We start from the raw sequence: 21,732 nt of genomic DNA on the forward strand, positions 1-21,732 counted from the left end.
CAACGGCATCCCGCGCGGGGGAGCTCAGTCCCGGCGGCGGGAGGCGGCGTCGACGAGAGCGATGACGGCGAAGGGCAGGACCGACCACAGCGCCAGCACGGCGACCGCCCGGGGCACACCGTCGCCGGCGAAGTAGACGGCGTCGCGCAGCCCCTGCACGGCCACGCCCGAGGGCAGGACGTGTGCCAGCGGCGCCGCCCAGGCCGGCAGGTACTCCGCCGGGTCGGACCCGGTGCTGGTCGCCGCGCCGAGGATGAGCAGCACTGCGGTGGCCACGAAGGTGCCCACCCCGCCCAGCAGCCGCAGGCACACCGCCGCCACGGCGCCGGCCGCCAGCGCGAGCAGCGTCACGAGCCCGCCGACCACCGGGGCCGACCCGGGGACCGCGTCGAAGGCCAGCACCGCGACGACCGCCCCGGTGAGCCCGGCGGCGGCGGCGAACAGCGCTGAGCTGGCCAGCCGCAGCCGCAGCGACAGCCGCGGCGCCACCTGGTAGCTGGTGATCCCGAACAGGAAGCCGCCGAGGACGACGGCGAAGGCGAGGTGGTCGATCGCCCGCCCGCGGGTGTCCTGGGGCGTCAGCGGGACGACGTCGGTGACGGTGAGCTGCTGCCCGGCCCGCTGCACCACCGGGGTCAGGGCCTGGGTCAGCGTCTCGGTGACGCCCTGGCCGTGCGCCCCCGCGGTGAGCAGCTCGGGCGCCGGCCCGTCGAGCACGACCGCGCCGCGGACGTCGTCGCGGCGCACCGCCCGCTCGGCGGCGGCCGCGTCGGGCAGCTCGACCAGCCGCAGGGCGCCGGGCTGCGCCGCGGCCACCTCCGCCCGGACCCGCCCGACCTGCTCGGCGCCGCCGACGACGCCCACCGGGAGGTCGCGCGGGGTCGCGGTGGTGACGATCGACAGCTGCACGACCAGGAACAGGCAGCCGACGAGCACCGCGACCAGCGCCGGCAGCACGATGCCGCGCAGGCCCGCGCGGGCCGGGCTCCCCTCGGAGCGCTCCTGCTCGGCCCGCTGGTCGGCCGGGCCGGGGGGCGGGGCGAGACCCGCGGGCACTCAGCGCCCCGCCAGCGCGGTGCCGAGGAGGTGCCCCGAGGTCCAGGCGCTCTCCACCTTCGACGGCGCCCGCCACCCGTCACCGCAGGCGCCGACGCCGTCGACGAGGCCGAAGGGCTCCGCCCGGGGCGCGACGGGCTTGGCGTAGGTCCAGCGGTGCACGTGCGTCCACGCCGGCACCGCGTCGATGCCCAGGGCGCGGCACACCGCGGTGGTCACCTCGGGGACGGCCCGGTCGGGGTCGGCGAGGTGCGCCGCGGCGGTGCCCGGCGTGCTGTGGGCGACGAGGACGGGGGCGCCGTCGCCGCGCCGGTCGCCGTCGTCGGCGATCCACTCGACCACCGGGTCGTCGTGCACGAAGGCGCCGTGCAGGTCGGCCGGCCACCGCCGCTCGTCGAAGCCCAGCGCGACGGCGAGGGTCGGCTGCCACGGGTGCCCGTCCTCCGCGCCGAGCAGCCGGCCGGCGAGGTCGCCGCGTAGCAGCCGGCGGGCCTGGGGGTCGGGGAGGGCCAGGACGACGGCGGGCACGTCCTCGCCGTCGACCCGCGGCCCGGGCGCCACGCCGTCCACGGTGTGCTCCTGGTCGACGTCGAGGCCGTCGCCGAGGTCGGCCACCAGGGACCGCAGCCCGCGCGGGGCGGCGTAGCGGACGGGGCCGGTGCGGGTCTCGCGGATCCCGTCGGGCCCGGCGACGGCGAAGGTGTCGGTCCAGGGCCGGGCCAGCCCGCGGTCGACCCAGCCGGCGACGACGGCGGCGAAGGGCGACCCCTCGGCGGCGGTCAGGTAGCTGGCGCCGAGGTCGGTGGCCCGGCCCGAGAGCGTGCGGGAGGCCATCCGCCCCCCGGGACGTCGCCCGCGGTCGAGGACGCGGACCGGGGTGCCCGCCCCCGCGAGCGCGCGGGCGCAGGCCATGCCGGCGATGCCGGCTCCGACGACGACCGTCGAGTTCCCGGGGGATGACTGACGCACCACTGGATCCTGCGGTCAGCGCGCCGGGACCGCTCGGGGAGGATCGCCGTCGTGCCCGAGCCGATCCCCGACCCCGCCGACCCGCGGGTCGCCGACTTCCGCGACCTGCACGCCGGCGACCGGCCCGCGGGACGGGAGCGGGGGACCGGCCCGGTGATCGTCGAGGGCGTGCCCGCGGTGCAGCGGCTGCTCGCCTCGCCGTATCCGGTGCGCGCGGTGCTCGGCGTCCCCGGGCGGCTGGCCGACCTCGACCTGCCCGCTGGCGTGCCCGCCTACGAGATGGACAAGTGGGCACTGTCGGAGCTCATCGGCTTCCGGCTGACCCGCGGCGTGCTCGCCTCGGCCGACCGGCTCCCGCCCGCCGACGTCGGCGCCCTGCTGGCCGGCCCGGACCCGGCCGCGCCGCGGCGGCTGGCGGTGCTCGAGGCGCTCAACGACGCGGAGAACCTCGGCTCGATCGCCCGCTCGGCGGTGGCCCTGGGCGTCGACGGGCTGCTGCTGGACCCGCGCTGCGCCGACCCGCTCTACCGCCGGGCGGTGCGGGTGTCGATGGGGCACGTGCTCGCCCTGCCGTTCGCCGTGCTCCCCGACTGGCCCGCCGGCCTCGGGCGGCTGCACGAGGCCGGGTACCTCACCGTGGCGCTCACCCCGGCCCCCGACGCCGTCGACCTCGCCGACGTCGACCCGCGCGCGCACCCGCGCACCGCCGTGCTGCTCGGCGCGGAGGGGCCGGGGCTCACGCCGGAGGCGCAGGCCGCGGCGCGGGTGCGCGCCCGGATCCCGATGCGGGCCGGCGTCGACTCCCTCGGCGTCGCCGCGGCCGCGGCGGTCGCCTTCGCCACCCTCCGGTGACGTGCTGGAACGGCCCTCCTGCAGGGGCCCGCCGCGAGCTCGCGAGCGGTGGGGGGTAGGGGGGTCCTTCTACTGCGAGCGCAGGGACCAGCGGGCCAGGATCGTCCGGGCCTCCTCGGCGCGGGAGGGGTCGCACATCACGTCGTAGCGGCTGGCGGTGATCTTCGAGGTGCTCGTGAAGTCACGCTGCCCCCGGGTCGCCGCGTAGCCCATGGCGCCGAACAGCGCGCCGAACAGGACCCCGATGAGCAGGCCGGTGAGCACCGAGCTGATCCAGCTCGTCCCGCTGGGGGCGAAGATCCCGAGCAGCAGGCCGACGAACAGACCCCACCAGGCGCCGCCGACCGCGCCCGCGCCGATCGCGCGCCCCCAGGTCAGCCGGCCGGTGACCGTCTCGATCATCCGCAGGTCCGAGCCGATGATGGTGACGTTCTCGACGGGGAACTTCTCGTCGGACAGGTGGTCGACGGCGGCCTGGGCCTGCGGGTAGGTGTCGTAGGACCCCACCTGCACCCCGCCGGTGGGCATCGACACGGACATCGACATGTGTGGCTCCACTCCCGCGCTCGTACGGTTGTGGACGACGTACCCGCGAGCCCCCGGACGGACACGTCGGTCCGGTGTGACGAGCGTAGTGCTCAGCGGTTGCGGCGGACCCCGAAGACGATGTCCTCCCAGGCCGGCACGCGGGCGCGGGGGTCCTCGTCCTCGCCCTCACCGGTGCGCAGGACGACGGTGTCGTGCTCGGAGACGTCGTCGTCCGGCGCCGGGGCGTCGGTCCGCCGGTCGGCCGGGGGAGCGACGGGCCGCTCGTGGGCGGGTGCCGACCCCGGGGACGACGCGGGCGCCTGCGGTGCGGCGGCGCGGTCGGGCACCGCGGCGCTGCGGTGCACCGGTAGCGACGGGCGCTCGGCCGGCACCCCGGGGACGACCCGGACCAGGCGGGTGCCCTCGGCGAAGTCGCGGGTGGCGGCGTCGAGCGGGGAGACCGTGCGGGCCGGGACGTCGTAGACCCAGTGCGTGGTGCCCTCCTTGGTGCCGGCCCGCCAGGCGGCGGTGACCACCCAGGTGCCGTCGTCGGAGCGGGCGGCGTCCCAGCGGACCGCGTCGAGGTCGGCGCCCAGCAGCCGCAGCCGCTCGGCCATGTACTGCTGCAGCGGCGCGCCGGGGACGCCCTCCGAGAGCCGCACCCGTGCGTCGCGGGCCTGCTCGGCGAGGCGGGAGCGCTCCTGCAGCACCGTGTGCGCGAAGCGCATGATCCGCTCCACCCGGGTGCCGGAGGCCGCCGCGACCTGCTCGGGAGTCTCCCCGGCGCGGATGCGGGCCTGGATCACCCGGGGCGAGAGCCCGCCGTCGGCCTCGATCTGGCCCAGGCGGTGCGCGTCCCCGCGGGCCGCCGCGCGGACCCGCTCGTCGACCGGCAGCTCGAAGCGCTCGCCGTCGTCGGTGCCGTCCCCGCCCTCGACGGTGAGCACGAGGCTGCGACCGTCCTCGGACAGGCCCACGAGGCGCAGCGTGCGCACGGGTGACCTCCTCGGACGGCGGTGGACGAGTGGCCCGGGTACACCGGGCCACGCGCGAGGCTATCCGCGGACGGCGTCCGACGGCGGCAGGCCGTCCGGCGTGGCGGGCCGGGGAGGGCGCGGCCCTAGACTCGCATCCCATGCTGACCGGTCCCCGGGACGACGCCGGCCTCGTGGGTGACGCGACCCGCGACGATCCCGAGCGCAACGAGCGCTTCCTGCCCTCACCGGTCGACGCCGGCCAGAAGCGGCTGCCGATCGACATGGACTACGTCCAGCGCGTGATGATGGAGCTGCTCACCATCCCGAGCCCGTCGGGGCGCACCGACCACGTCATGCAGCTCGTCGGCGGCGAGCTGCGCGACCTCGGCCTGGACTTCGAGGTCACCCGCCGCGGCGCGCTGATCGCCGAGCTGCCCAGCCGCAGCCCCGGCGCCGACCGCACCGTGGTCGTGCACGCCGACACGATCGGCTGCATGGTCAGCCAGCTCAAGGACAACGGCCGGCTGGCGATCGTGCCCGTCGGCACGCACAGCGCCCGCTTCGCCGAGGGCGCGCGGGTGACGATCTTCAGCGACGACGTCTCCGGCGACTACTGGCACACCGGCACGATCCTGCCGATCAAGGCCAGCGGGCACCGCTTCGGCGACGAGGTCGACGAGCAGGGCGTGGGCTGGGACTTCGTGGAGGTCCGCGTCGACGAGGTGGTGCACAGCCGCGCCGACCTGGAACGGCGCGGCATCCAGGTGGGCGACTTCGTCGCCATCGACGCGCAGCCGGTCATCACCTCGAGCGGGTTCGTCAACTCCCGGCACCTCGACGACAAGGCCGGCATCGCCGCCGCGCTCGGCGCCTTCAAGGCGATCCTCGACCACGGCGTCGAGGTCCCGGTCACCGCGCACCTGCTGGTGACCATCGCCGAGGAGGTCGGCCTGGGCGCCAGCCACGGCCTCGACGCCGACGTCGCCGAGCTGGTCAGCATCGACACGTCGGTGGTGGCGCCGGGGCAGTCCTCGTCCGAGCAGTGCGTGAACATCGCCATGCAGGACTCGACCGGGCCGTTCGACTACCACCTGACCCGGCACCTGATCGACCTGTGCCGGGTGCACGACGTGCCGCACCGCCGCGACGTCTACAAGTACTACCGGTCCGACGCCGCCTCGGCGCTGGAGGCCGGGGCCAACACCCGCGCCGCGCTCATCGGCTTCGGCATCGACGGCAGCCACGGCAACGAGCGCACCCACCTCGACGGCATCCGCAGCACCGCCGAGCTGGTCGCGCTCTACCTGCAGACCGACCTCACGTTCCGCAGCTGGGACCGCACGCCCACCGGCGACCTGCGCGACTTCCCCAGCACCGCCGTCCAGCCCGCCGACGGTGAGCTGGCCCGCTAGAGGCGCTCGACGACGAAGTCGATGCAGGCCGTCAGCGCGCTGACGTCGTCGGGGTCGACGGCGGGGAACATGCCCACCCGCAGCTGGTTGCGGCCGAGCTTGCGGTAGGGCTCGACGTCGACGACGCCGTTGGCCCGCAGCGTCTTCGCCAGGGCCGCGGCGTCGACCGACTCGTCGAAGTCGACCGTGCCGACGACGAGGCTGCGGTGCGCGGGGTCGCGGACGAACGGCGTCGCGTACGGCGAGGCCTCCGCCCACCCGTAGAGCCGGCCCGAGGAGTCCCGGCTGCGCGCGACGGCGCCGTCGAGCCCGCCGAGGCCGAGCATCCAGCGCACCTGGTCGGCCAGCAGGAACAGCGTGGCGACGGCGGGGGTGTTGTAGGTCTGGTCCTTCGCGGAGTTGTCGACCGCGATCGACAGGTCGAGGAAGCCGGGGATCCAGCGGCCCGACGCCTTGACCTCGGCCACCCGCTCGAGCGCCGCGGGGCTCATCAGCGCGATCCACAGGCCGCCGTCGGCGGCGAAGGACTTCTGCGGCGCGAAGTAGTAGACGTCGGACTGCGCGACGTCGACCGGGAGGCCGCCCGCGCCGCTCGTGGCGTCGACCAGCACCAGGGCGTCGTCGTCGGCCCCGGCGGGCCGCTCCACCGGCGCCATGACGCCGGTGGAGGTCTCGTTGTGCGCCCAGCCGTAGACGTCGATCCCGGGCTGCCCCTCGGGCAGCGCCAGGGAGCCGGGCGGGGCCTTCGCGACGACCGGCTCCTCGAGGAACGGCGCCTCGGCCACCCCGGAGGCGAACTTGGCCGAGAACTCGCCGTAGCTGCCGTGCGCGCTGCGACGGCGGACCAGGCCGATGGTGGCGGCGTCCCAGAACGCGGTGGTGCCGCCGTTGCCGAGCACGACCTGGTACCCGTCGGGCAGGCCGAACAGCTCGGTGAGCCCCTCCCGCACCTGCCGGACGAGGGCCTTGACCGGCGCCTGGCGGTGGGAGGTCCCCATGACCCCGGCGCCGTCGGCGGCCAGGGCCTGCAGCGCCTCGGGGCGGACCTTCGACGGGCCGCAGCCGAACCGGCCGTCGGCGGGCAGCAGGTCGCCGGGGATCTCGATGGTCATGCGGGAGGGGCTCCTCGGGGGGCTGGCCCGGCTACGCCGGGGTCGCGTCGCTGACGGACTTGACCTGGATGGTGTCGAAGCCGTCGACCTCCTCGGGCTTGCGCGCCGCCGGGCCCACGTAACGGGCCGACGGGCGCACGAGGCGGCCGGTCTGCTTCTGCTCGAGGATGTGCGCGCACCAGCCGGCGGTGCGGGCGCAGGTGAACATCGAGGTGAACATGTGGCTGGGCACCTCGGCGAAGTCGAGGACGATCGCCGCCCAGAACTCGACGTTCGTCTCGATCGGCCGGTCGGGGCGGCGCTCGCGCAGCTCCTTGAGCGCGGCCTGCTCCAGCGCCAGCGCGGCGTCGAAGCGGGGGGCGCCGAGCTCCTTGGCGGCCTTGCGCAGCGTGCGGGCGCGGGGGTCCTCGGCGCGGTAGACGCGGTGGCCGAAGCCCATGAGCCGCTCCTTGCGGTCGAGCAGGCCCTTCACGTACTTCTCCGCGTCGCCCTCGGCCTCCACGCCGTCGAGCATGTGCAGCACCCGGGAGGGGGCGCCGCCGTGCAGCGGGCCGGACATGGCGCCGATGGCGCCCGACATCGCAGCGGCGACGTCGGCGCCGGTGGAGGCGATGACGCGGGCGGTGAAGGTCGAGGCGTTCATGCCGTGCTCGGCGGCCGACGTCCAGTACGCGTCGACGGCGGCGACGTGACGGGGGTCGGGCTCGCCGCGCCAGCGGACCATGAAGCGCTCGACGATCGTGGTGGCCTCGTCGACGCGGCTCTGCGGCACGGCGGGCGTGCCGATGCCACGGGCGGACTGGGCGACGTAGGACAGCGCCATGACGGCGGCGCGGGCCAGCTGGTCGCGGGCCTCCTCGTCGGAGATGTCCAGCAGCGGGCGGTAGCCCCAGAACGGCGCGAGCATGGCCAGCGCGGCCTGCACGTCGACGCGGACGTCACCGCTGTGCACCGGGATGGGGAACGGCTCGGCCGGGGGCAGGCCGGGCCCGAACTTGCCGTCGACCAGCAGCGCCCAGACGTTGCCGAAGGTGATCTTGCCGACCAGGTCCTCGATGTCGACCCCGCGGTAGCGGAGGGAGCCGCCGTCCTTGTCGGGCTCGGCGATCGTGGTCTCGAAGGCGATGACGCCCTCGAGGCCGGGTACGAAGTCGTCGGCCATCTCGCGTGCCTCTCTGCCTGCGGACCTCGTGCGCACACGGGTCGTGCCGCACGACTGCACCGGCGACCCTAGGCGGTGCCCAGGCCACCGGCACACGGGGGGCTGCCGTCCAGCGGGAGCCGTCCGGCACCCGTCCGCGGCGGCGGTGTCAGCATGGCGGGGTGGCCGACCTCTCCCGCATGCGCAGGGACTACGACCGCCCGGGACTGCGCGAGGAGGACCTCGCGCCCACCTGGGTCGAGCAGTTCGACCGCTGGTTCCGCGACGTCGTCGCCGCCGACCTCCCCGACGCGAACGCGGTGGTCGTCGCCACCGCCGACACCGACGGCGCTCCCGACGCCCGCATCGTGCTGCTCAAGGGTTACGACGAGGCCGGCTTCGTCTTCGGCACCAGCTACGCCTCGGCCAAGGGCGCGCAGCTGGCCGCCAACCCCCGCGCCGCGCTCGTCTTCCCGTGGCACGCCCTGCAGCGCCAGGTCCGGGTGACCGGCCGGGTGGAGCGCATCGGCGACACCGCCTCCGACGACCTGTGGGACCCCCGCCCGCGCGAGGCCCAGCTGGCCGCCGTCGCCTCGGTGCAGTCCACCGTCGTCGACTCGCGGGAGGAGCTCGTGGCGCGGGTGCGGTTGCTCGACGAGGGGACCGAGACGGAGAAGGTGCCGCGGCCGCCGACGTGGGGCGGCTACCGGGTGGTGCCCGAGCAGGTCGAGTTCTGGCAGGGCGGGCCGGGCCGGCTGCACGACCGGCTGCGCTTCGTCCGCGACGACGAGGAGGGCGGCGGCTGGGTCCTGCAGCGGCTGGCCCCGTGACGGCGGCGCCCCGACGGTCCTGGGCGCTCGACACCTCGCCGCTGCGCGAGCCGGGGTTCCGGCGGCTGTTCTGGGGCGTCGCGGCCACGATGCTCGGCCAGCAGATGACGCTGGTCGCCGTCCCGTACCAGGTCTACGCGCTCACCGGCTCCTCGCTGCTGGTCGGTGTCACCTCGGTCGTCGCGCTGGTGCCGCTCGTCGTCTTCGGCCTGCTGGGCGGCGCCATCGCCGACGCGATGGACCGCCGCCGGCTGATGCTGGTCACCGGCGCGGGCTCGGCGGTCACCAGCGCGCTGCTGGCCGTGCAGGCCCTGCTGCCCGGCGGCGGGAACCTCTGGCTGCTGTGGCTGCTGGTCGCGGCCGTCTCCGGCTTCACCGCCGTCAACCAGCCGACCCGCAGCGCGGTCATCCCCGCGCTGGTCGGCCCCGAGGGGGTGCCCGCGGCCAACGCGCTGGCGATGACGGTGCGCCAGGTCGGCGTCATCGCCGGGCCGCTGCTGGCCGGGGTCCTCATCGGCCTGGGCGACCTGTTCCTCGCCTACGCCGTCGACGCCCTCGGGTTCCTCGTCGCGGTGCTGCTGCTGCGCGGCCTGCCGGCGCTGCCGCCCGCCGGCGTCACGGGGCCGCTGCGCCTCGGCGCCGCGCTGCGCGGGGTGGGGGAGGGGTTCGCGTTCCTGCGCACCCAGCCGGTGCTGCTCATGACCTTCGTCGTCGACGTGATCGCGATGCTGTTCGCCTGGCCGCAGGCGGTGTTCCCGGAGCTGACCGAGGGCCGGTACGCGGACTCGCCCAACGCGCTGGGCTGGCTGTTCGCCGGCGTCTCGATCGGCGCCCTGCTCATGGGCCTGACCTCCGGGTGGGTGTCCCGGGTCGACCGGCAGGGGGCGGTGGTGCTCGCCGCCATCGTCGTGTGGGGCGTCGCGATCGTCGGGTTCGGGCTGGCCCCCACCCTGTGGCTGGCGGTGCTGTTCCTGGCGGTCGCCGGCGCCGGCGACATGGTGAGCGCGGTGCTGCGGTCGTCGATGCTGCAGACGGCGGCACCCGACGACATGCGCGGGCGCATGCAGGGCGTGTTCCTCGTCGTCGTCGCGGGCGGTCCGCGGCTGGGCGACCTGCGCGCCGGGGCGATGGCCAGCGCGGTGGGGGTGAGCGCGGCGATGGTGTCCGGCGGCGTCGTCGTCGTGGTGTCGATGGTGGTGGTCGCGCTGCTGGTGCCCTCGTTCCTGCACTTCCGGGCGTCGCGCGCGGCCGCCTAGGCGAGTGCTCCGGCGCGGCCGGTGACGACCTCGGGTGCAGCGGGCCCTCCTGCCACCGGAGGCCCCGCTGGACCCGAGGTGATCACCGGGTCGGCTGCCCCTACGCCAGCGCGCCGGCGACGACGCGCAGGTCGGTGACGAGCGCGCCGTAGGCGGCCTCGCGCGCCTCGTCCGGGGTCCGCAGGATCGCCGAGGGGTGGGCGGTCGCGAGCATCCAGGTCTGGGCGGGCGCGTCCTCCTCGGGCTCCTCGTCGGGGGTCACCTGCGCGACGCCCGGCGGCGTCCACGGCATCAGCTTGCCGCGCTCCTTGGTGATCCGGAACGACGGCGAGATGAGCGCCTTGGCCGCCGTCGCCCCCAGGCAGACGACGACCTCGGGCTTGAGCACCTCGAACTCCGCCTCCAGCCACGGCCGGCAGGCGCGGAGGTGCTCGGCGCCCGGCGACTGGTGGATGCGCCGCTTCGGGGTCGGGGTGAAGCGGAAGTGCTTCACGGCGTTCGTGATGTACGTGTCCTTGCGCTCGATGCCGGCCTCGGTGAGCGCCCGGTCGAGCAGCCGGCCGGCCGGGCCGACGAACGGCTCGCCCTTGCGGTCCTCCTGGTCGCCGGGCTGCTCGCCGACGAACACGATGCGCGCGGTCTCCGGGCCCTCGCCGAACACCGTCTGGGTGGCCGGCTCCCACAGCTCGCACGCCCGGCAGCCGGCCGCGGCGGCCCGCAGGCCCTCGAGCCCCACACCCGACGGCGGGCTGGCGGGGACGTTCTCCTGGCTCATGGACCGATGACACCGCAGGTCGGCCGGGCGCGCGAGGCGGCGACCGATAGCGTCGCCGTGCACGGGCGGCGGACCAGGGATCGAGGGACAGTGCTCGAGTTCGACGGGCTCCACAAGAGCTACGGGGACAACCACGTGCTGGAGGGCGTCGGGTTCACCGTCGCCCCCGGCTCGATGTTCGGCTTCTGCGGGTCCAACGGGGCCGGGAAGACGACCACCATGCGGATCGCCATGGGGCTGGCCCGCGCCGACGCCGGCGAGGTCCGCTGGCGCGGGCGGCCGCTGGACGAGGGGATGCGCCGCCGCATCGGCTACATGCCGGAGGAGCGCGGGCTCTACCCGAAGATGCGCGTCGGCGAGCAGCTGACCTACTTCGCCCGGCTGCACGGCATGGACGCCGCCGCTGCGGCCCGCGCGGCCGAGGAGTGGTCCGGCCGCCTCGGGCTGGCGGAGCGCCGCGGCGACGCTGTCGAGAAGCTGTCGCTGGGCAACCAGCAGCGCGTGCAGCTGGCCGCGGCGCTGGTGAGCCGACCCGAGGTGCTCATCCTCGACGAGCCGTTCAGCGGACTGGACCCGGTCGGCGTCGACGCGCTGGCCGACGCACTGCTCGAGCAGTGCCGCGCCGGGGTGCCGGTCGTGTTCTCCAGCCACCAGCTCGACCTCGTCGAGCGGCTGTGCGACTCCGTCGGCATCCTCGCCCGCGGCCGCATGGTCGCCTCCGGCACCGTCGAGGAGCTGCGCCGCCGGGAGGCCGGCCGGGTGCTGCGGGTCGTCGTCCCCGACGCCGCGCCGGGCTGGGCCGCCGCCGTCCCCGGCGTGCGGGTCGTGTCCGAGCAGGGCGGTGACACCCTGCTCGAGCTCGACGAGGGCACCGACGACCAGGCGGTGCTCGCCGCCGCGCTGCGGACCGGGCGGGTCACCCACTTCGCCTGGCGCCAGGCCACGCTCGTCGAGCTGTTCCGCGAGGCCGTCGCCGACCCGGCGCAGCGGCAGGTCCGGCAGGAGGTCGCCGCGTGAGCGCGCCCCTGTCCAGCGTGCAGATGGTCCGGCTGGTCGCCGCCCGCGAGATCTCCACCCGCATCCGCGACCGCACGTTCATCGCCAGCTCGGTGCTGATGATCGTGCTCATCCTCGGTGTGCTGGTGTTCCAGGTCGTCGTCAACTCCGGCGACGACACCCAGCGGGTCGGCGTCGTCGGGGACCCCGGGCAGCTCGGCACCGCCATCGAGGCGCAGGCCGAGGCCCTCGACGTCGGCGTCGAGGTGGTGCCCTTCGACACCGGGGAGTCCGCGCGTGCCGCCGTCGAGACCGAGGAGGTCGACGCCGTCCTGCTCGACGGCACGGGCAGCGCCCCCGAGCTGGTCGTCGGCACGCCCGACGCCACCCTCGAGGCGCTGGTGTCCGGTGCGGTGGGCAGCGTGGCGCTGGGCGAGGTGCTCGCCGGGGCCGGCGTCGACGCCGCCGACCTGCCGCAGGTGACGGTGACCTCGCTCGACGACGACACCGCGGCCGACGGGCAGCGCACCGCCGTCGCCGTCGTCGGCGTGGTGGTGCTCTACAGCCTGCTGATCCTGTTCGCCCAGTTCGTCGCGCAGGGCGTCGTCGAGGAGAAGTCCAGCCGGGTGGTCGAGCTGCTGCTGGCCACGATGCGGCCGTGGCAGCTGCTGGCCGGCAAGATCCTCGGTCTGGGCGTGCTGGGCCTCGGGCAGATCGCCGTCATCGCCGCCATCGGGATCGGCGGCGCCCTGGCCTTCGACGTCGTGGAGCTGCCCGGCGAGCTCGTGGGCACGGTCCTGTGGCTGCTGTTCTGGTTCGTCCTGGGCTACGCGCTCTTCGCCTCCCTCTTCGCCGTCGCCGCCTCGCTGGTGAGCCGGCAGGAGGACCTCGGCAGCGTCCTGACCCCCGCCTCGCTGGTCCTGGTCGCCGGCTTCATCGTCGCCATCCAGGCCGCGAGCGACCCGGAGTCGACGCTGGCGGTCGTCACCTCCTACGTGCCGGGCCTCTCGCCGATGGTCATGCCGGTGCGCCAGGCCGCCGGCGACGTGGCGCTCTGGGAGGTCGCGGTGGCCGTGCTGCTCATGCTCGTGGCCATCGCGCTGGTGGTCCGGCTGGGCGGGCGGGTGTACTCGGGCGCCCTGCTGCGCACCGGCGGCAGGACGAAGCTGAAGGAGGCCCTGCGGGCCGGTCAGGCGTGACCTCCGGGCCCGTCCCGGGCGGGGTCCCGGCGGGGGGACACCCGCCCGGACGAGGCCCGGACACGTTGGGGTGACCTCACCCCGTGGGAGGGCGTGCGCCCAGGTCAGCGCCCGCATCATCGTCGGCATGACGGAGGACCTGGACGCACGCCTCTGGCGGCTGCAGGCCTCCGAGGACGCCGACGAGCTCATCGACCTGGGTTGCGACCTGGCCGAGGCCGGCCGGCAGACCGACGCCGAGTGGTGCTTCCGCCGCGCTGCGGCCCTCGGCGACGTCACCGGCTACTACGACCTGGGCAACAGCCTGGCCGCGCAGGAGCGCTGGTCGGAGGCCGTCGAGGCCTACGAGGTGGCGCTGTCCGGCGGCGAGGTCGACGCCTGGCGCAACCTCGGCCTGGCCCTGGAGCAGCTGGGCGACCTGGCCGGGGCCATGGCCGCCTACCGCGGCGCCGCCGCGGCCGGCGACACCGAGGGCGGGCTGCAGCTGGCGTTCCTCCTGCGCGAGCAGGGCGAGCGCGAGCAGGCGCTGACCGTCGCGCAGGAGCTCGCCGCCGGCGGGGACGAGGAGGCCGACGCCGTCGCCGCCTGCTGGGAGTGGTGCGCCACCCTCGACCCCGCCCTGGAGGAGCGGCTGCGGACCGGCGCGGCGTACTTCGCGGCCGCCCGGGCCGACCTCGCCGCGCTGCTGCTGCAGACCGGCCGCGGCGCCGAGGCGCGCTCGGTCCTCGAGCGCGGCGCCAAGCTCGGCGAGCAGGTGGCGTGGCTGCCGCTGGGCAACCTCTACCGCGAGCAGCTGGGCGACGACGAGGCGGCCGAGGAGGCCTACCGCGCCGGCATCCAGGCCGGTGACTCCTATTGCCACCACAACCTGGGCGTGCTGCTGGCCGACCGCGGCGACCTCACCGGCGCCGCCGAGGAGTTCCAGCGCGGCGCCGACGCCGGCGACCAGCTCGCCGCCGCGGCCCTCGCGCTGCTCCAGGAGAGCTGAGACCCGTGCACTTCCGCGGAAGTGCGCAGGTCTACACCGTCCGCAGCCCCTCCAGCGGACCCCGGTAGGGCTCCGCCGGCGGGCCGCTGACACCGGGCCGCACGGTGAACAGCCGCCCGGCGTCGGGCTCGTCGGCGTCGCCGTGCGCGGTGCTGATCACCAGCAGGTCGCCGGCGAAGGCGCAGCTCGACGTGTTCGCCACCCCCACCTCCACGACGGCGAGCAGCTCGCCCTCGGGGGACCAGCGGCGTACCTGCCCGCCGCCCCACATCGCCGTCCACAGGCAGCCCTCGTCGTCGACGGTCAGCCCGTCGGCGACGCCGTCGGGGCCGCCGGTCTCCAGCAGCACACGGCCGTCCGAGAACTCCCCGCTGCCCGGGTCGTAGGCGAAGGCGTGCACCACGGCGGGGCCGGAGTCGGCGAAGTACACCGTCCGGCCGTCGGGTGACCAGCCCAGGCCGTTGGAGACGGTCAGCCCGTCGAGCACCGTGGTGACGGTGCCGTCGGTGTCGACCCGGTACAGGCTGCCGGCGCCGGGCCGCTGGTCGAAGGCCATCGTCCCGCCGAAGAGCCGGCCCGCGCGGTCGCACTTCCCGTCGTTCATCCGCGTGCCGCCGTCGCCCTCGCCGCCGCCCTCGCCGGGCAGGTCGACCAGCACGCGGGCGGTGCCGTCGTCGGCGACGTGGGTGAACCCGCCGCCGGCGCCGGTCAGCCAGCCCCCGGCCGCGGCGGGGACGGCGAAGCCCACGGTGTCGCCGGCGTGCAGGGAGCCGGTGTCGCGGATCGCGCCGTCGTCGTCGAGGGCGCCGCGGCGGACCCGGCCCGCGGAGATGTCGACCCAGAGCAGCTCGCCGCGGGCGGCGTCCCAGGTCGGGCCCTCGCCGTGGTCGGCGGGAGCGGGGGCGGCGGGGGTGGCTCGCAGCGTCTGCACGGCCGCCCAGGTGCCCGCGACACCTCCGCGTCACACGGACCGTCGATACTGCCGGCCATGTCCGAAGCCACCGTCGACGTCGCCGACCTCCGCCTGCCCGGGCGGGACCCCGAGGGGGACGGCCGGGCCGACGACGCCCCACTGCGCGACGACATCCGGCTGCTGGGCCGGGTGCTCGGCGAGGTCATCCGCGAGCAGGCCGGCGACGACGTCCTCGACCTGGTGGAGTCCACCCGCCTCCAGGCGTTCGCCGTGCGCCGCTCGGAGGCCGACCGCGCCGGGCTGGCGCGCCGCCTGGCCGACCTCGACGTCCGCGCCGCCAACCACGTCATCCGCGCGTTCAGCCACTTCTCGCTCTTGGCCAACCTCGCCGAGGACCTGCACCACGAGCGCCGCCGCCGGCACCACCGCCGCGCCGGGTCGCCACCCCAGCCGGGCAGCCTCGCGGCCACCTTCGCGCTGCTCGACCGGGCCGGCCTCGACCCCGACGTCGTGGCCCGCCACCTCGACGGCGCCCTGGTGGTGCCGGTGGTCACCGCCCACCCCACCGAGGTGCGCCGCAAGACGATCTCGCAGGTGCAGCGGGACGTCACCGAGCTGGTCCGCGAGCGCGACCGGACGGCACCCGGCGACCTCGACGAGCAGCGCTGGTCGGCGGCGCTGGAGCGCTCGGTGCTCACGCTCTGGCAGACGGCGCTGCTGCGGCTGTCGCGGCTGCGGCTGACCGACGAGATCGACGAGGCGCTGCGCTACTACGACCTGTCGCTGTTCCGGGTCGTCCCGGAGATCAACGCCGGCCTGCGCCGGGAGCTGGGCGCGCGCTGGCCCGGCAGCGGGCTGCCCACCCAGCCGGTGCTGCAGCCGGGCTCCTGGATCGGCGGCGACCGCGACGGCAACCCGTTCGTCACCGCCGACGCCGTCCGCCGGGCCACCACCCGGCACGCCGAGACGGCGCTGGCCCACCACCTCGGCGAGCTGGTGGAGCTCTACCGCGACCTGTCGATGTCCGACCGGCTGGTGACCGTGACGCCGGAGCTGTCGCGGCTGGCCGACGCCGCCCGCGACGACTCCCCGTTCCGCGCCGACGAGCCCTACCGGCGGGCGGTCAACGGCGTGCACGCGCGGCTGGCGGCCACCGCGCGGCGGGTCCTCGGCTCGGTGCCGGGTGTGCCGCCGCACGCGGAGCTCGCGCCCTACGGCACCCCGGACGAGCTGCTCGCCGACCTCGACGTCGTCGACGCCTCGCTGCGCAGCCACGGCGCCGGGGCGCTGGCCGACGACCGGCTGGCCCGGCTCCGCGACGCCGTCGAGGTCTTCGGCTTCCACCTCGCCGGGCTGGACATGCGGCAGAACTCCGCCGTCCACGAGGAGGTGGTCGCCGAGCTGCTGGCGTGGGCCGGCGTCTGCGCCGACTACGCCGCCCTCGACGAGGCCGCCCGGGTCGAGCTGCTGGCCGGGGAGCTCCGGCTGCGCCGCCCGCTGGTCCGCGCCGGCGCGGAGCTCTCCGAGCTGGCCCGCGGGGAGCTCGACCTGCTGGTCGCCGCCGCCGAGCAGGTGGCGCTGCTCGGCCCGCGGGCGATCCCGAACTACGTGATCAGCATGTGCGAGTCGGTGAGCGACGTGCTGGAGGTCGCCGTCCTGCTCAAGGAGGTGGGCCTGCTCGACCCGGCCGGGCCCTCCTGCCCGGTCGGGATCGTGCCGCTGTTCGAGACGATCGCCGACCTGCAGGGCGCGGGCGCGACGATGACCGCCGTCCTCGCCCAGCCGCTGTACCGGGCGCTGGTCGGCGCCCGCGGCGACCAGCAGGAGGTCATGCTCGGCTACTCCGACAGCAACAAGGACGGCGGCTACCTGGCCGCCAACTGGGCGCTGTACCGCGCCGAGCTGGCGCTGGTGGAGGTGGCGCGCCGGGAGGGCGTGCGGCTGCGGCTGTTCCACGGCCGCGGCGGCACCGTCGGCCGCGGCGGCGGGCCGAGCTACGAGGCGATCCGCGCGCAGCCGCCGGGCGCGGTCGCCGGGGCGCTGCGGGTGACCGAGCAGGGCGAGGTGATCGCCGCCAAGTACGGCGAGCCCGACCTCGCCCGCCGCAACCTCGAGGCGCTGGTCGCGGCCACGCTCGAGGCCACGCTGCTCGACGTCGAGGGCCTCGGGGACGACGCCGAGGAGGCCTACGCGCTGCTCGACGACCTCGCCGCCCGCGCGCAGGCCGCCTACCGGGCCCTGGTGCACGAGACGCCGGGGTTCGTGGAGTGGTTCCGCGCCGCGACGCCGATCCGCGAGCTGGCCGAGCTCAACATCGGCAGCCGGCCGCCGTCGCGCAAGGCCGGCGACCGGATCGCCGACCTGCGCGCGATCCCGTGGGTGTTCAGCTGGTCGCAGGCGCGCATCATGCTGCCCGGCTGGTACGGCACCGGGACGGCACTGGAGTCGTGGATCGACGGCGACGGCCCCGGCGGACGCACCGCCCGGCTGGCCCGGCTGCGGGAGCTGCACCGGCGGTGGCCGTTCCTGCGCACCGTGCTGTCGAACATGGGCATGGTGCTGGCCAAGACCGACCTCGACCTCGCCGCCCGCTACGCCGCGCTGGTGCCCGACGAGGAGCTGCGGGCCCGGGTGTTCGACCAGATCAGGGCCGAGCACGAGCGCAGCTGCCGGGTCCTGCTGGCCGTCACCGGCGACGAGTCGCTGCTGGCCGACAACCCGTCGCTGGTCCGCTCGATCCGCAACCGCTTCCCCTACCTGGAGCCGCTGCACCACCTGCAGGTGGAGATGCTGCGCCGCCGCCGCACGGGCGACGACGACGAGATCGTCCGCCGCAACATCCAGCTGACGATCAACGGGATCGCGACGGCGCTGCGGAACTCCGGCTGACCTCGATCCGGTTCCTCTCCAGCCAGGCCGCCAGCCGGGCGCCGTCCCAGGGGCGGCGACGGCGGGCGGCGGCCAGCACCAGCGCGCGGGGGAGCTCGGCCAGGGCGAGCACGATCCCGGCCGCGCCGAGCAGGTCGCCCTCGCGCACGTGGCGGGCGACGGCGCGCGGCCGGCGGGCGAGGAACGCGGCCGTCTCCCGCACCGGGCGGGCGGCGTGCTGCGGGACGAGCACCTGCACCGTCCGCGCGTAGTGCCACTCGCGGCGCAGCGCCGCGCGGCGGCCGCGGCCGTCCTTGCCGTGGTGGAACCGGGCGTCGGGGACGCGCAGCAGCCGGTGCCCGGCGGCGCGCAGGCGCCGCGAGGCGTCGCGGTCCTCGTTGTAGAAGAAGTACAGCGGATCGAACCCGCCGGCGGCGAGGAACTCCTCCCGGCGGACCAGCAGCGCGGTGCCGGGCAGGTCGTCGACGTCGAACGGCGGGCCCGGCGGGTCGTCGTCCTCGCCGGGACCGGAGACCGCCGGGGCGGCCCAGACGGCGTCGGGCTCGGCGTCGAGGACCTCCGCCAGCCGGCGCAGCACGTCCGGCGCCGGCTCGCCGTCGGAGTTGAGCAGCGCGACGTAGCGGCCGCGGCAGGCGTCGAGCGCGAGGTCCATGGCGCGCGCGAAGCCGAGGTTGCGGGGCGAGGACAGCACGCGCCGGTCCGCGTCGGGGTGGCCGCTGCGCAGGAGCCGCCGAGCGGCGGCGGAGGTGGCCGGGGCGGGCGCGTTCTCGACCAGCAGCGCCCGCCCGCGCCAGCCGGGACCGGTGGCCGCCGCTACCGCCGCGCAGTGGCGGGCCAGCACCTCCGGCGGCTCGCGGTGCACGAGGAGGACGACGTCGACGTCGTCGAGGCCGGTGCGCGCGGGGGTCTCCACCGTGCCGCCCTACCCGGGGCGCGCGGGTGGCCTACCGTTCCGGGGAGCACACACAGCGGGGGGACCGTGACCGAGACGATGCGGGTCGCGGCGTCGGGAGCCGAGCTGCGCGCCGCCGCGGCGCTGCTGGGCGTGGCGCCGGCCGCGCTCGCCCCCGAGCTGCTCGACCCCGGCGCCCGCCTGCTGCTCACCGACGGCGCCGCGGCCCACCTGCGCCGGCGCTGGACCGACGCCGGCCGCACCGAGGCCGTGGTCCTGCGCCGCTCGACACACGTCACCGGGCGGTCGGCGCTGCTCGCCGTCGCCTCGGCGTGGGGCTGCTCGACCGTCCACGACGCCGGCACCGGCCGGGTGCTGGAGGTCGCCGGCCCGCCGGAGGACGCCCCGCTGCCCGAGCGGTTCGCCCACCTGGCCGCGCTGGCCGCCACCCGGGTGGAGGTGGCGGTGGCGCTGGCCCGGGACAGCGGCCGCGACCAGCGCAAGGACGACGGCAGCTGGTCGATCGCCGCCGACGACGCCGCGCACGACGCCGCCGTCGAGGTGCTCGCCCCGCTCGGGGTGCCGGTGCTGTCGGAGGAGCGGGCCGACCCCGCGGTGCCCGACGACGGGCCGTGGGTGGTGCTCGACCCCCTCGACGGCACCGGTAACTTCCGCGCCGGCCTGCCGCCGTGGGCGTTCTCCGCGGCCCTGGTGCACCGCGGCGAGGCGGTGGCCGGGCTGGTGGTCGACCTGTCGTCGGGGCGCCGCTGGGCCGGGGGAGTGGGCACCGGCGCCTGGCGCGACGGCGTCCCGGCGCGGGTGCGCGAGGGCTCGACCGTCGTCGCCCCGTCCGGCCGGGTGGTGCGGGTGCCGTCGACGGCGTGGCGGGTGCGGGTGACCGGCTGCACCGCCGTCGACCTGTGCCTGGTCGCCGACGGGTCGGCAGGCGCGTGGCACGACCTCGACCGCAGCGGCACCCACGTCCACGACGTCGCCGGCGGGCTGGCGGTGCTGGCCGCGGCCGGCGGGGTCGCGCTCACCGACGACGGCGCGCCGCTGCGGCTGCGCCCGGACACCGAGACGCTGATCCGCTTCGCCGCCGCGGCCAGCGAGCGGTCGGCGCGCGAGCTGATCGGCGCGGTGGGCCGCTAGCGGGCCGTGGCGGCGCGGACGGCGGCCAGCAGCGTCTCCCGCTCGTGCATCGTGGTGCGGGCCCGTCCCCGGGTGGCGCCGAGGGCGACCTCGGCGGCGTCGATGGCCCGCCAGTCCTCCAGCAGCACCGGCTCCGCGCCCCGCGCCTGCAGCGTGCGCACGAGGTCGTCGCGGTCGCCCCCGGACCGGAGGACGCCGGCCTCCGCGTCGGCCAGCAGCGAGGTCACCGTCTCCCGGGCGTCGTGCTTGTTGGTGCCGACGACGCCGCTGGGCCCGCGCTTGATCCAGCCGGCCACGTACTCCCCGGGTGAGGGCCGCCCGTCGCGCAGCACCCGGCCCTGCTCGTTCGGCACGGTGCCGCTGCGCTGGTCGACCGGCAGGCCGGGCAGGCCCTCCCCGCGGTAGCCGACCGAGCGCACCACCAGGTCGGCGGGCAGCACCTCGAACTCTCCGGTGCCGGTCGCGCGGCCGTCGTCGCCGACCGTCGTCCGCTCGACCTCGACGCCGGTGACCCGGTCGGCACCCAGCAGGCGCACCGGTCGGCGGTGGAAGCGCAGCCGCAGCGCGACGCGGCCGGGCCCGGCGTCGTGACCGGCCCAGCCGCGCAGGACGGCGAGGTTGCGGGTGGCGTTGCGGTCGCCGGCGATGCGCTCCTCGGCGGCAGGGGACAGCTCGAGGTCGGCCGGGTCGACCAGCACCGTGGCCTGCTCCAGCCCGTCGAGCTCGCGCAGCTCCATCGTGGTGAAGCTGGCCTGGGCGGGGCCGCGCCGGCCGAGGACGGTGACCTCCTCGACCGGCGCCGCGGCCAGGACGTCGAGCACGTGCTGGGGCATGTCGGTGGGCTCGAGCTCCTGGGGGGCGCGGGCCAGCACGCGGGCGACGTCGAGGGCGACGTTGCCGACGCCGACGACGACCGCGCGGCGCACGCCCTCGAGCGCGGACTCCACCCGGGCCCGGTCGGCGTCGGGGTGGCCGCAGTACCAGGCGACGAGGTCGGTGGCGGCGAGGCTGCCGGGCAGGTCCTCGCCGTCGACCGACAGCGGCCGGTCCAGCGCCGCGCCGTAGGTGTAGACGACGGCGTCGACGTGCGCGCGCAGGTCCTCGAGGGTGACGTCGGTGCCCACCTCGACGTTGCCGACGAAGCGGACGCCGGGGTCGTCGAGCGCGCGGTGCAGGGTGTCGCGGATGGCCCGCATCTTCGGGTGGTCGGGGGCGATGCCGTGCCGGACCAGGCCGAAGGGCGTGGGCAGCCGGTCGAGCAGGTCCACCGTCACCGGCACCGGTGCCCGGCGGGTCAGGGTCTCCGCGGCGTAGATGCCGGCCGGCCCCGCGCCGACGACGGCCACCCGCAGCGGGCGGCTCTCCGCGTCACTCTCGTCCGCCACGACTGGGATCCTGGCCCGGCGGGGTAGTGGTGCGCCAGATCACCGCCCACAACACACCGCTGCAGTGAAGGGGACCGCCCGTGTCCGTCGTCGTCATCGCCACCATCACCCCGAAGCCCGAGCACGCCGAGGAGGTCCGCGAGGCGGTGCTCGGGACGGTGCCGGCGGTGCACGGCGAGCCGGGCTGCGAGCGCTACTCGCTGCACCAGGGCCGCGACGGGGCGCTGGTGATGGTGGAGAAGTGGGAGAGCGCCGAGGCCCTGGCCGCCCACGGCAAGGCGGAGGCGCTGACCGCGCTGTCGGGGAGGCTGGAGGGCAAGCTCACCGGGGCGCCGGCGGTCACCGTGCTCGACGCGCTGCCCGCCGGTGACCCCGACAAGGGCGCGCTGTAGCCCGGTGTCTCGTCGAGA

Annotated in this window: 20 protein-coding genes; 10 read left to right on the forward strand and 10 right to left on the reverse strand. The window is 76.3% G+C overall.

Annotation, left to right across the window (positions count from 1 at the left end):
• Positions 1–24: 24 nt before the first annotated feature.
• Both BM165_RS03460 and BM165_RS03465 read right to left on the reverse strand, forming a co-directional pair.
• Positions 25–1,056 carry an ABC-2 transporter permease gene (locus BM165_RS03460; protein WP_075012163.1) on the reverse strand — a complete coding sequence of 344 codons (1,032 nt, stop codon included), beginning with the start codon at positions 1,054–1,056 and terminating at the stop codon, positions 25–27.
• Positions 1,057–2,025, reverse strand: a complete 969-nt coding sequence (locus tag BM165_RS03465) for an NAD(P)/FAD-dependent oxidoreductase (protein ID WP_244274003.1) — start codon at positions 2,023–2,025, stop codon at positions 1,057–1,059.
• Between the two features lie 51 nt (positions 2,026–2,076).
• Between BM165_RS03465 and BM165_RS03470 the strand changes: the two genes are divergently transcribed.
• Positions 2,077–2,877, forward strand: a complete 801-nt coding sequence (locus BM165_RS03470; RefSeq protein WP_177225094.1) for a TrmH family RNA methyltransferase — start codon at positions 2,077–2,079, stop codon at positions 2,875–2,877.
• 69 nt (positions 2,878–2,946) lie between these two features.
• Here BM165_RS03470 and BM165_RS03475 read toward each other — a convergent pair whose 3' ends face one another.
• Positions 2,947–3,423: a YflT domain-containing protein gene (locus tag BM165_RS03475; RefSeq protein WP_075012165.1), complete on the reverse strand. Its 477-nt coding sequence runs from the start codon at positions 3,421–3,423 to the stop codon at positions 2,947–2,949.
• A gap of 92 nt (positions 3,424–3,515) precedes the next feature.
• Positions 3,516–4,400: a septation protein SepH gene (gene sepH / locus BM165_RS03480; RefSeq protein ID WP_075012166.1), complete on the reverse strand. Its 885-nt coding sequence runs from the start codon at positions 4,398–4,400 to the stop codon at positions 3,516–3,518.
• Between the two features lie 140 nt (positions 4,401–4,540).
• On the opposite strand from sepH, the gene BM165_RS03485 reads away from it, so the two are divergent.
• On the forward strand, positions 4,541–5,794 hold the full coding sequence (locus tag BM165_RS03485) for an osmoprotectant NAGGN system M42 family peptidase (protein ID WP_083427021.1): 1,254 nt from the start codon (positions 4,541–4,543) through the stop codon (positions 5,792–5,794).
• On the opposite strand, the gene serC is transcribed toward BM165_RS03485, so the two are convergent.
• Complete coding sequence (gene serC, locus BM165_RS03490) at positions 5,791–6,906, reverse strand: phosphoserine transaminase (protein ID WP_075012167.1); 1,116 nt, start codon at positions 6,904–6,906, stop codon at positions 5,791–5,793. The two genes, BM165_RS03485 and serC, sit on opposite strands and share 4 nt — an antisense overlap.
• Before the next feature lie 31 nt (positions 6,907–6,937).
• Positions 6,938–8,068 carry a citrate synthase 2 gene (locus BM165_RS03495; protein WP_075012168.1) on the reverse strand — a complete coding sequence of 377 codons (1,131 nt, stop codon included), beginning with the start codon at positions 8,066–8,068 and terminating at the stop codon, positions 6,938–6,940.
• 161 nt (positions 8,069–8,229) lie between these two features.
• Between BM165_RS03495 and pdxH the strand changes: the two genes are divergently transcribed.
• Positions 8,230–8,877, forward strand: coding sequence for a pyridoxamine 5'-phosphate oxidase (gene pdxH / locus BM165_RS03500; protein WP_143108012.1), 648 nt, complete (start codon positions 8,230–8,232; stop codon positions 8,875–8,877).
• Positions 8,874–10,133 (forward strand): MFS transporter, encoded by a 1,260-nt coding sequence (locus tag BM165_RS03505; RefSeq protein WP_244274005.1) that lies wholly within the window; start codon positions 8,874–8,876, stop codon positions 10,131–10,133. The genes pdxH and BM165_RS03505 overlap by 4 nt, the downstream gene beginning before the upstream one ends.
• Before the next feature lie 100 nt (positions 10,134–10,233).
• Here the strand turns inward: BM165_RS03505 and BM165_RS03510 are convergent, their stop codons facing one another.
• On the reverse strand, positions 10,234–10,908 hold the full coding sequence (locus tag BM165_RS03510; RefSeq protein ID WP_075012169.1) for a UdgX family uracil-DNA binding protein: 675 nt from the start codon (positions 10,906–10,908) through the stop codon (positions 10,234–10,236).
• Between the two features lie 90 nt (positions 10,909–10,998).
• On the opposite strand from BM165_RS03510, the gene BM165_RS03515 reads away from it, so the two are divergent.
• The 3 genes from BM165_RS03515 (at position 10,999) to BM165_RS03525 (ending at position 14,091) form a co-directional block, all read left to right on the forward strand.
• Positions 10,999–11,925, forward strand: a complete 927-nt coding sequence (locus BM165_RS03515) for an ABC transporter ATP-binding protein (RefSeq protein ID WP_075012170.1) — start codon at positions 10,999–11,001, stop codon at positions 11,923–11,925.
• On the forward strand, positions 11,922–13,103 hold the full coding sequence (locus BM165_RS03520; protein ID WP_244274006.1) for an ABC transporter permease: 1,182 nt from the start codon (positions 11,922–11,924) through the stop codon (positions 13,101–13,103). Before BM165_RS03515 ends, BM165_RS03520 begins: the two co-directional genes overlap by 4 nt.
• A gap of 127 nt (positions 13,104–13,230) precedes the next feature.
• On the forward strand, positions 13,231–14,091 hold the full coding sequence (locus tag BM165_RS03525; protein WP_075012171.1) for a tetratricopeptide repeat protein: 861 nt from the start codon (positions 13,231–13,233) through the stop codon (positions 14,089–14,091).
• A gap of 31 nt (positions 14,092–14,122) precedes the next feature.
• Here BM165_RS03525 and BM165_RS03530 read toward each other — a convergent pair whose 3' ends face one another.
• A complete protein-coding gene (locus BM165_RS03530) occupies positions 14,123–15,022 on the reverse strand; it encodes an SMP-30/gluconolactonase/LRE family protein (protein ID WP_075012172.1) in 900 nt (299 codons plus the stop codon).
• Positions 15,023–15,079: 57 nt separating this feature from the next.
• Here BM165_RS03530 and ppc point away from each other — a divergent pair, with 57 nt between their 5' ends.
• Positions 15,080–17,893, forward strand: a complete 2,814-nt coding sequence (gene ppc / locus BM165_RS03535; protein ID WP_083427022.1) for a phosphoenolpyruvate carboxylase — start codon at positions 15,080–15,082, stop codon at positions 17,891–17,893.
• Here the strand turns inward: ppc and BM165_RS03540 are convergent.
• The gene (locus BM165_RS03540) at positions 17,856–18,806 is read right to left on the reverse strand and encodes a glycosyltransferase (protein ID WP_075012173.1); all 951 of its coding nucleotides are present in this window, start codon (positions 18,804–18,806) and stop codon (positions 17,856–17,858) included. The genes ppc and BM165_RS03540 overlap by 38 nt on opposite strands.
• A gap of 66 nt (positions 18,807–18,872) precedes the next feature.
• On the opposite strand from BM165_RS03540, the gene BM165_RS03545 reads away from it, so the two are divergent.
• Positions 18,873–19,937, forward strand: a complete 1,065-nt coding sequence (locus BM165_RS03545; RefSeq protein WP_348271784.1) for an inositol monophosphatase family protein — start codon at positions 18,873–18,875, stop codon at positions 19,935–19,937.
• Here BM165_RS03545 and BM165_RS03550 read toward each other — a convergent pair.
• A complete protein-coding gene (locus tag BM165_RS03550; RefSeq protein ID WP_083427023.1) occupies positions 19,934–21,322 on the reverse strand; it encodes an FAD-dependent oxidoreductase in 1,389 nt (462 codons plus the stop codon). The two genes, BM165_RS03545 and BM165_RS03550, sit on opposite strands and share 4 nt — an antisense overlap.
• Before the next feature lie 80 nt (positions 21,323–21,402).
• On the opposite strand from BM165_RS03550, the gene BM165_RS03555 reads away from it, so the two are divergent.
• Entirely contained in the window at positions 21,403–21,714 is a 312-nt protein-coding gene (locus tag BM165_RS03555; protein WP_075012174.1) for a putative quinol monooxygenase, read from the forward strand.
• Positions 21,715–21,732: the final 18 nt, after the last annotated feature.

The sequence above is a fragment of the Geodermatophilus obscurus genome (genome assembly GCF_900115395.1).
GTDB lineage: Bacteria > Actinomycetota > Actinomycetes > Mycobacteriales > Geodermatophilaceae > Geodermatophilus > Geodermatophilus obscurus_B.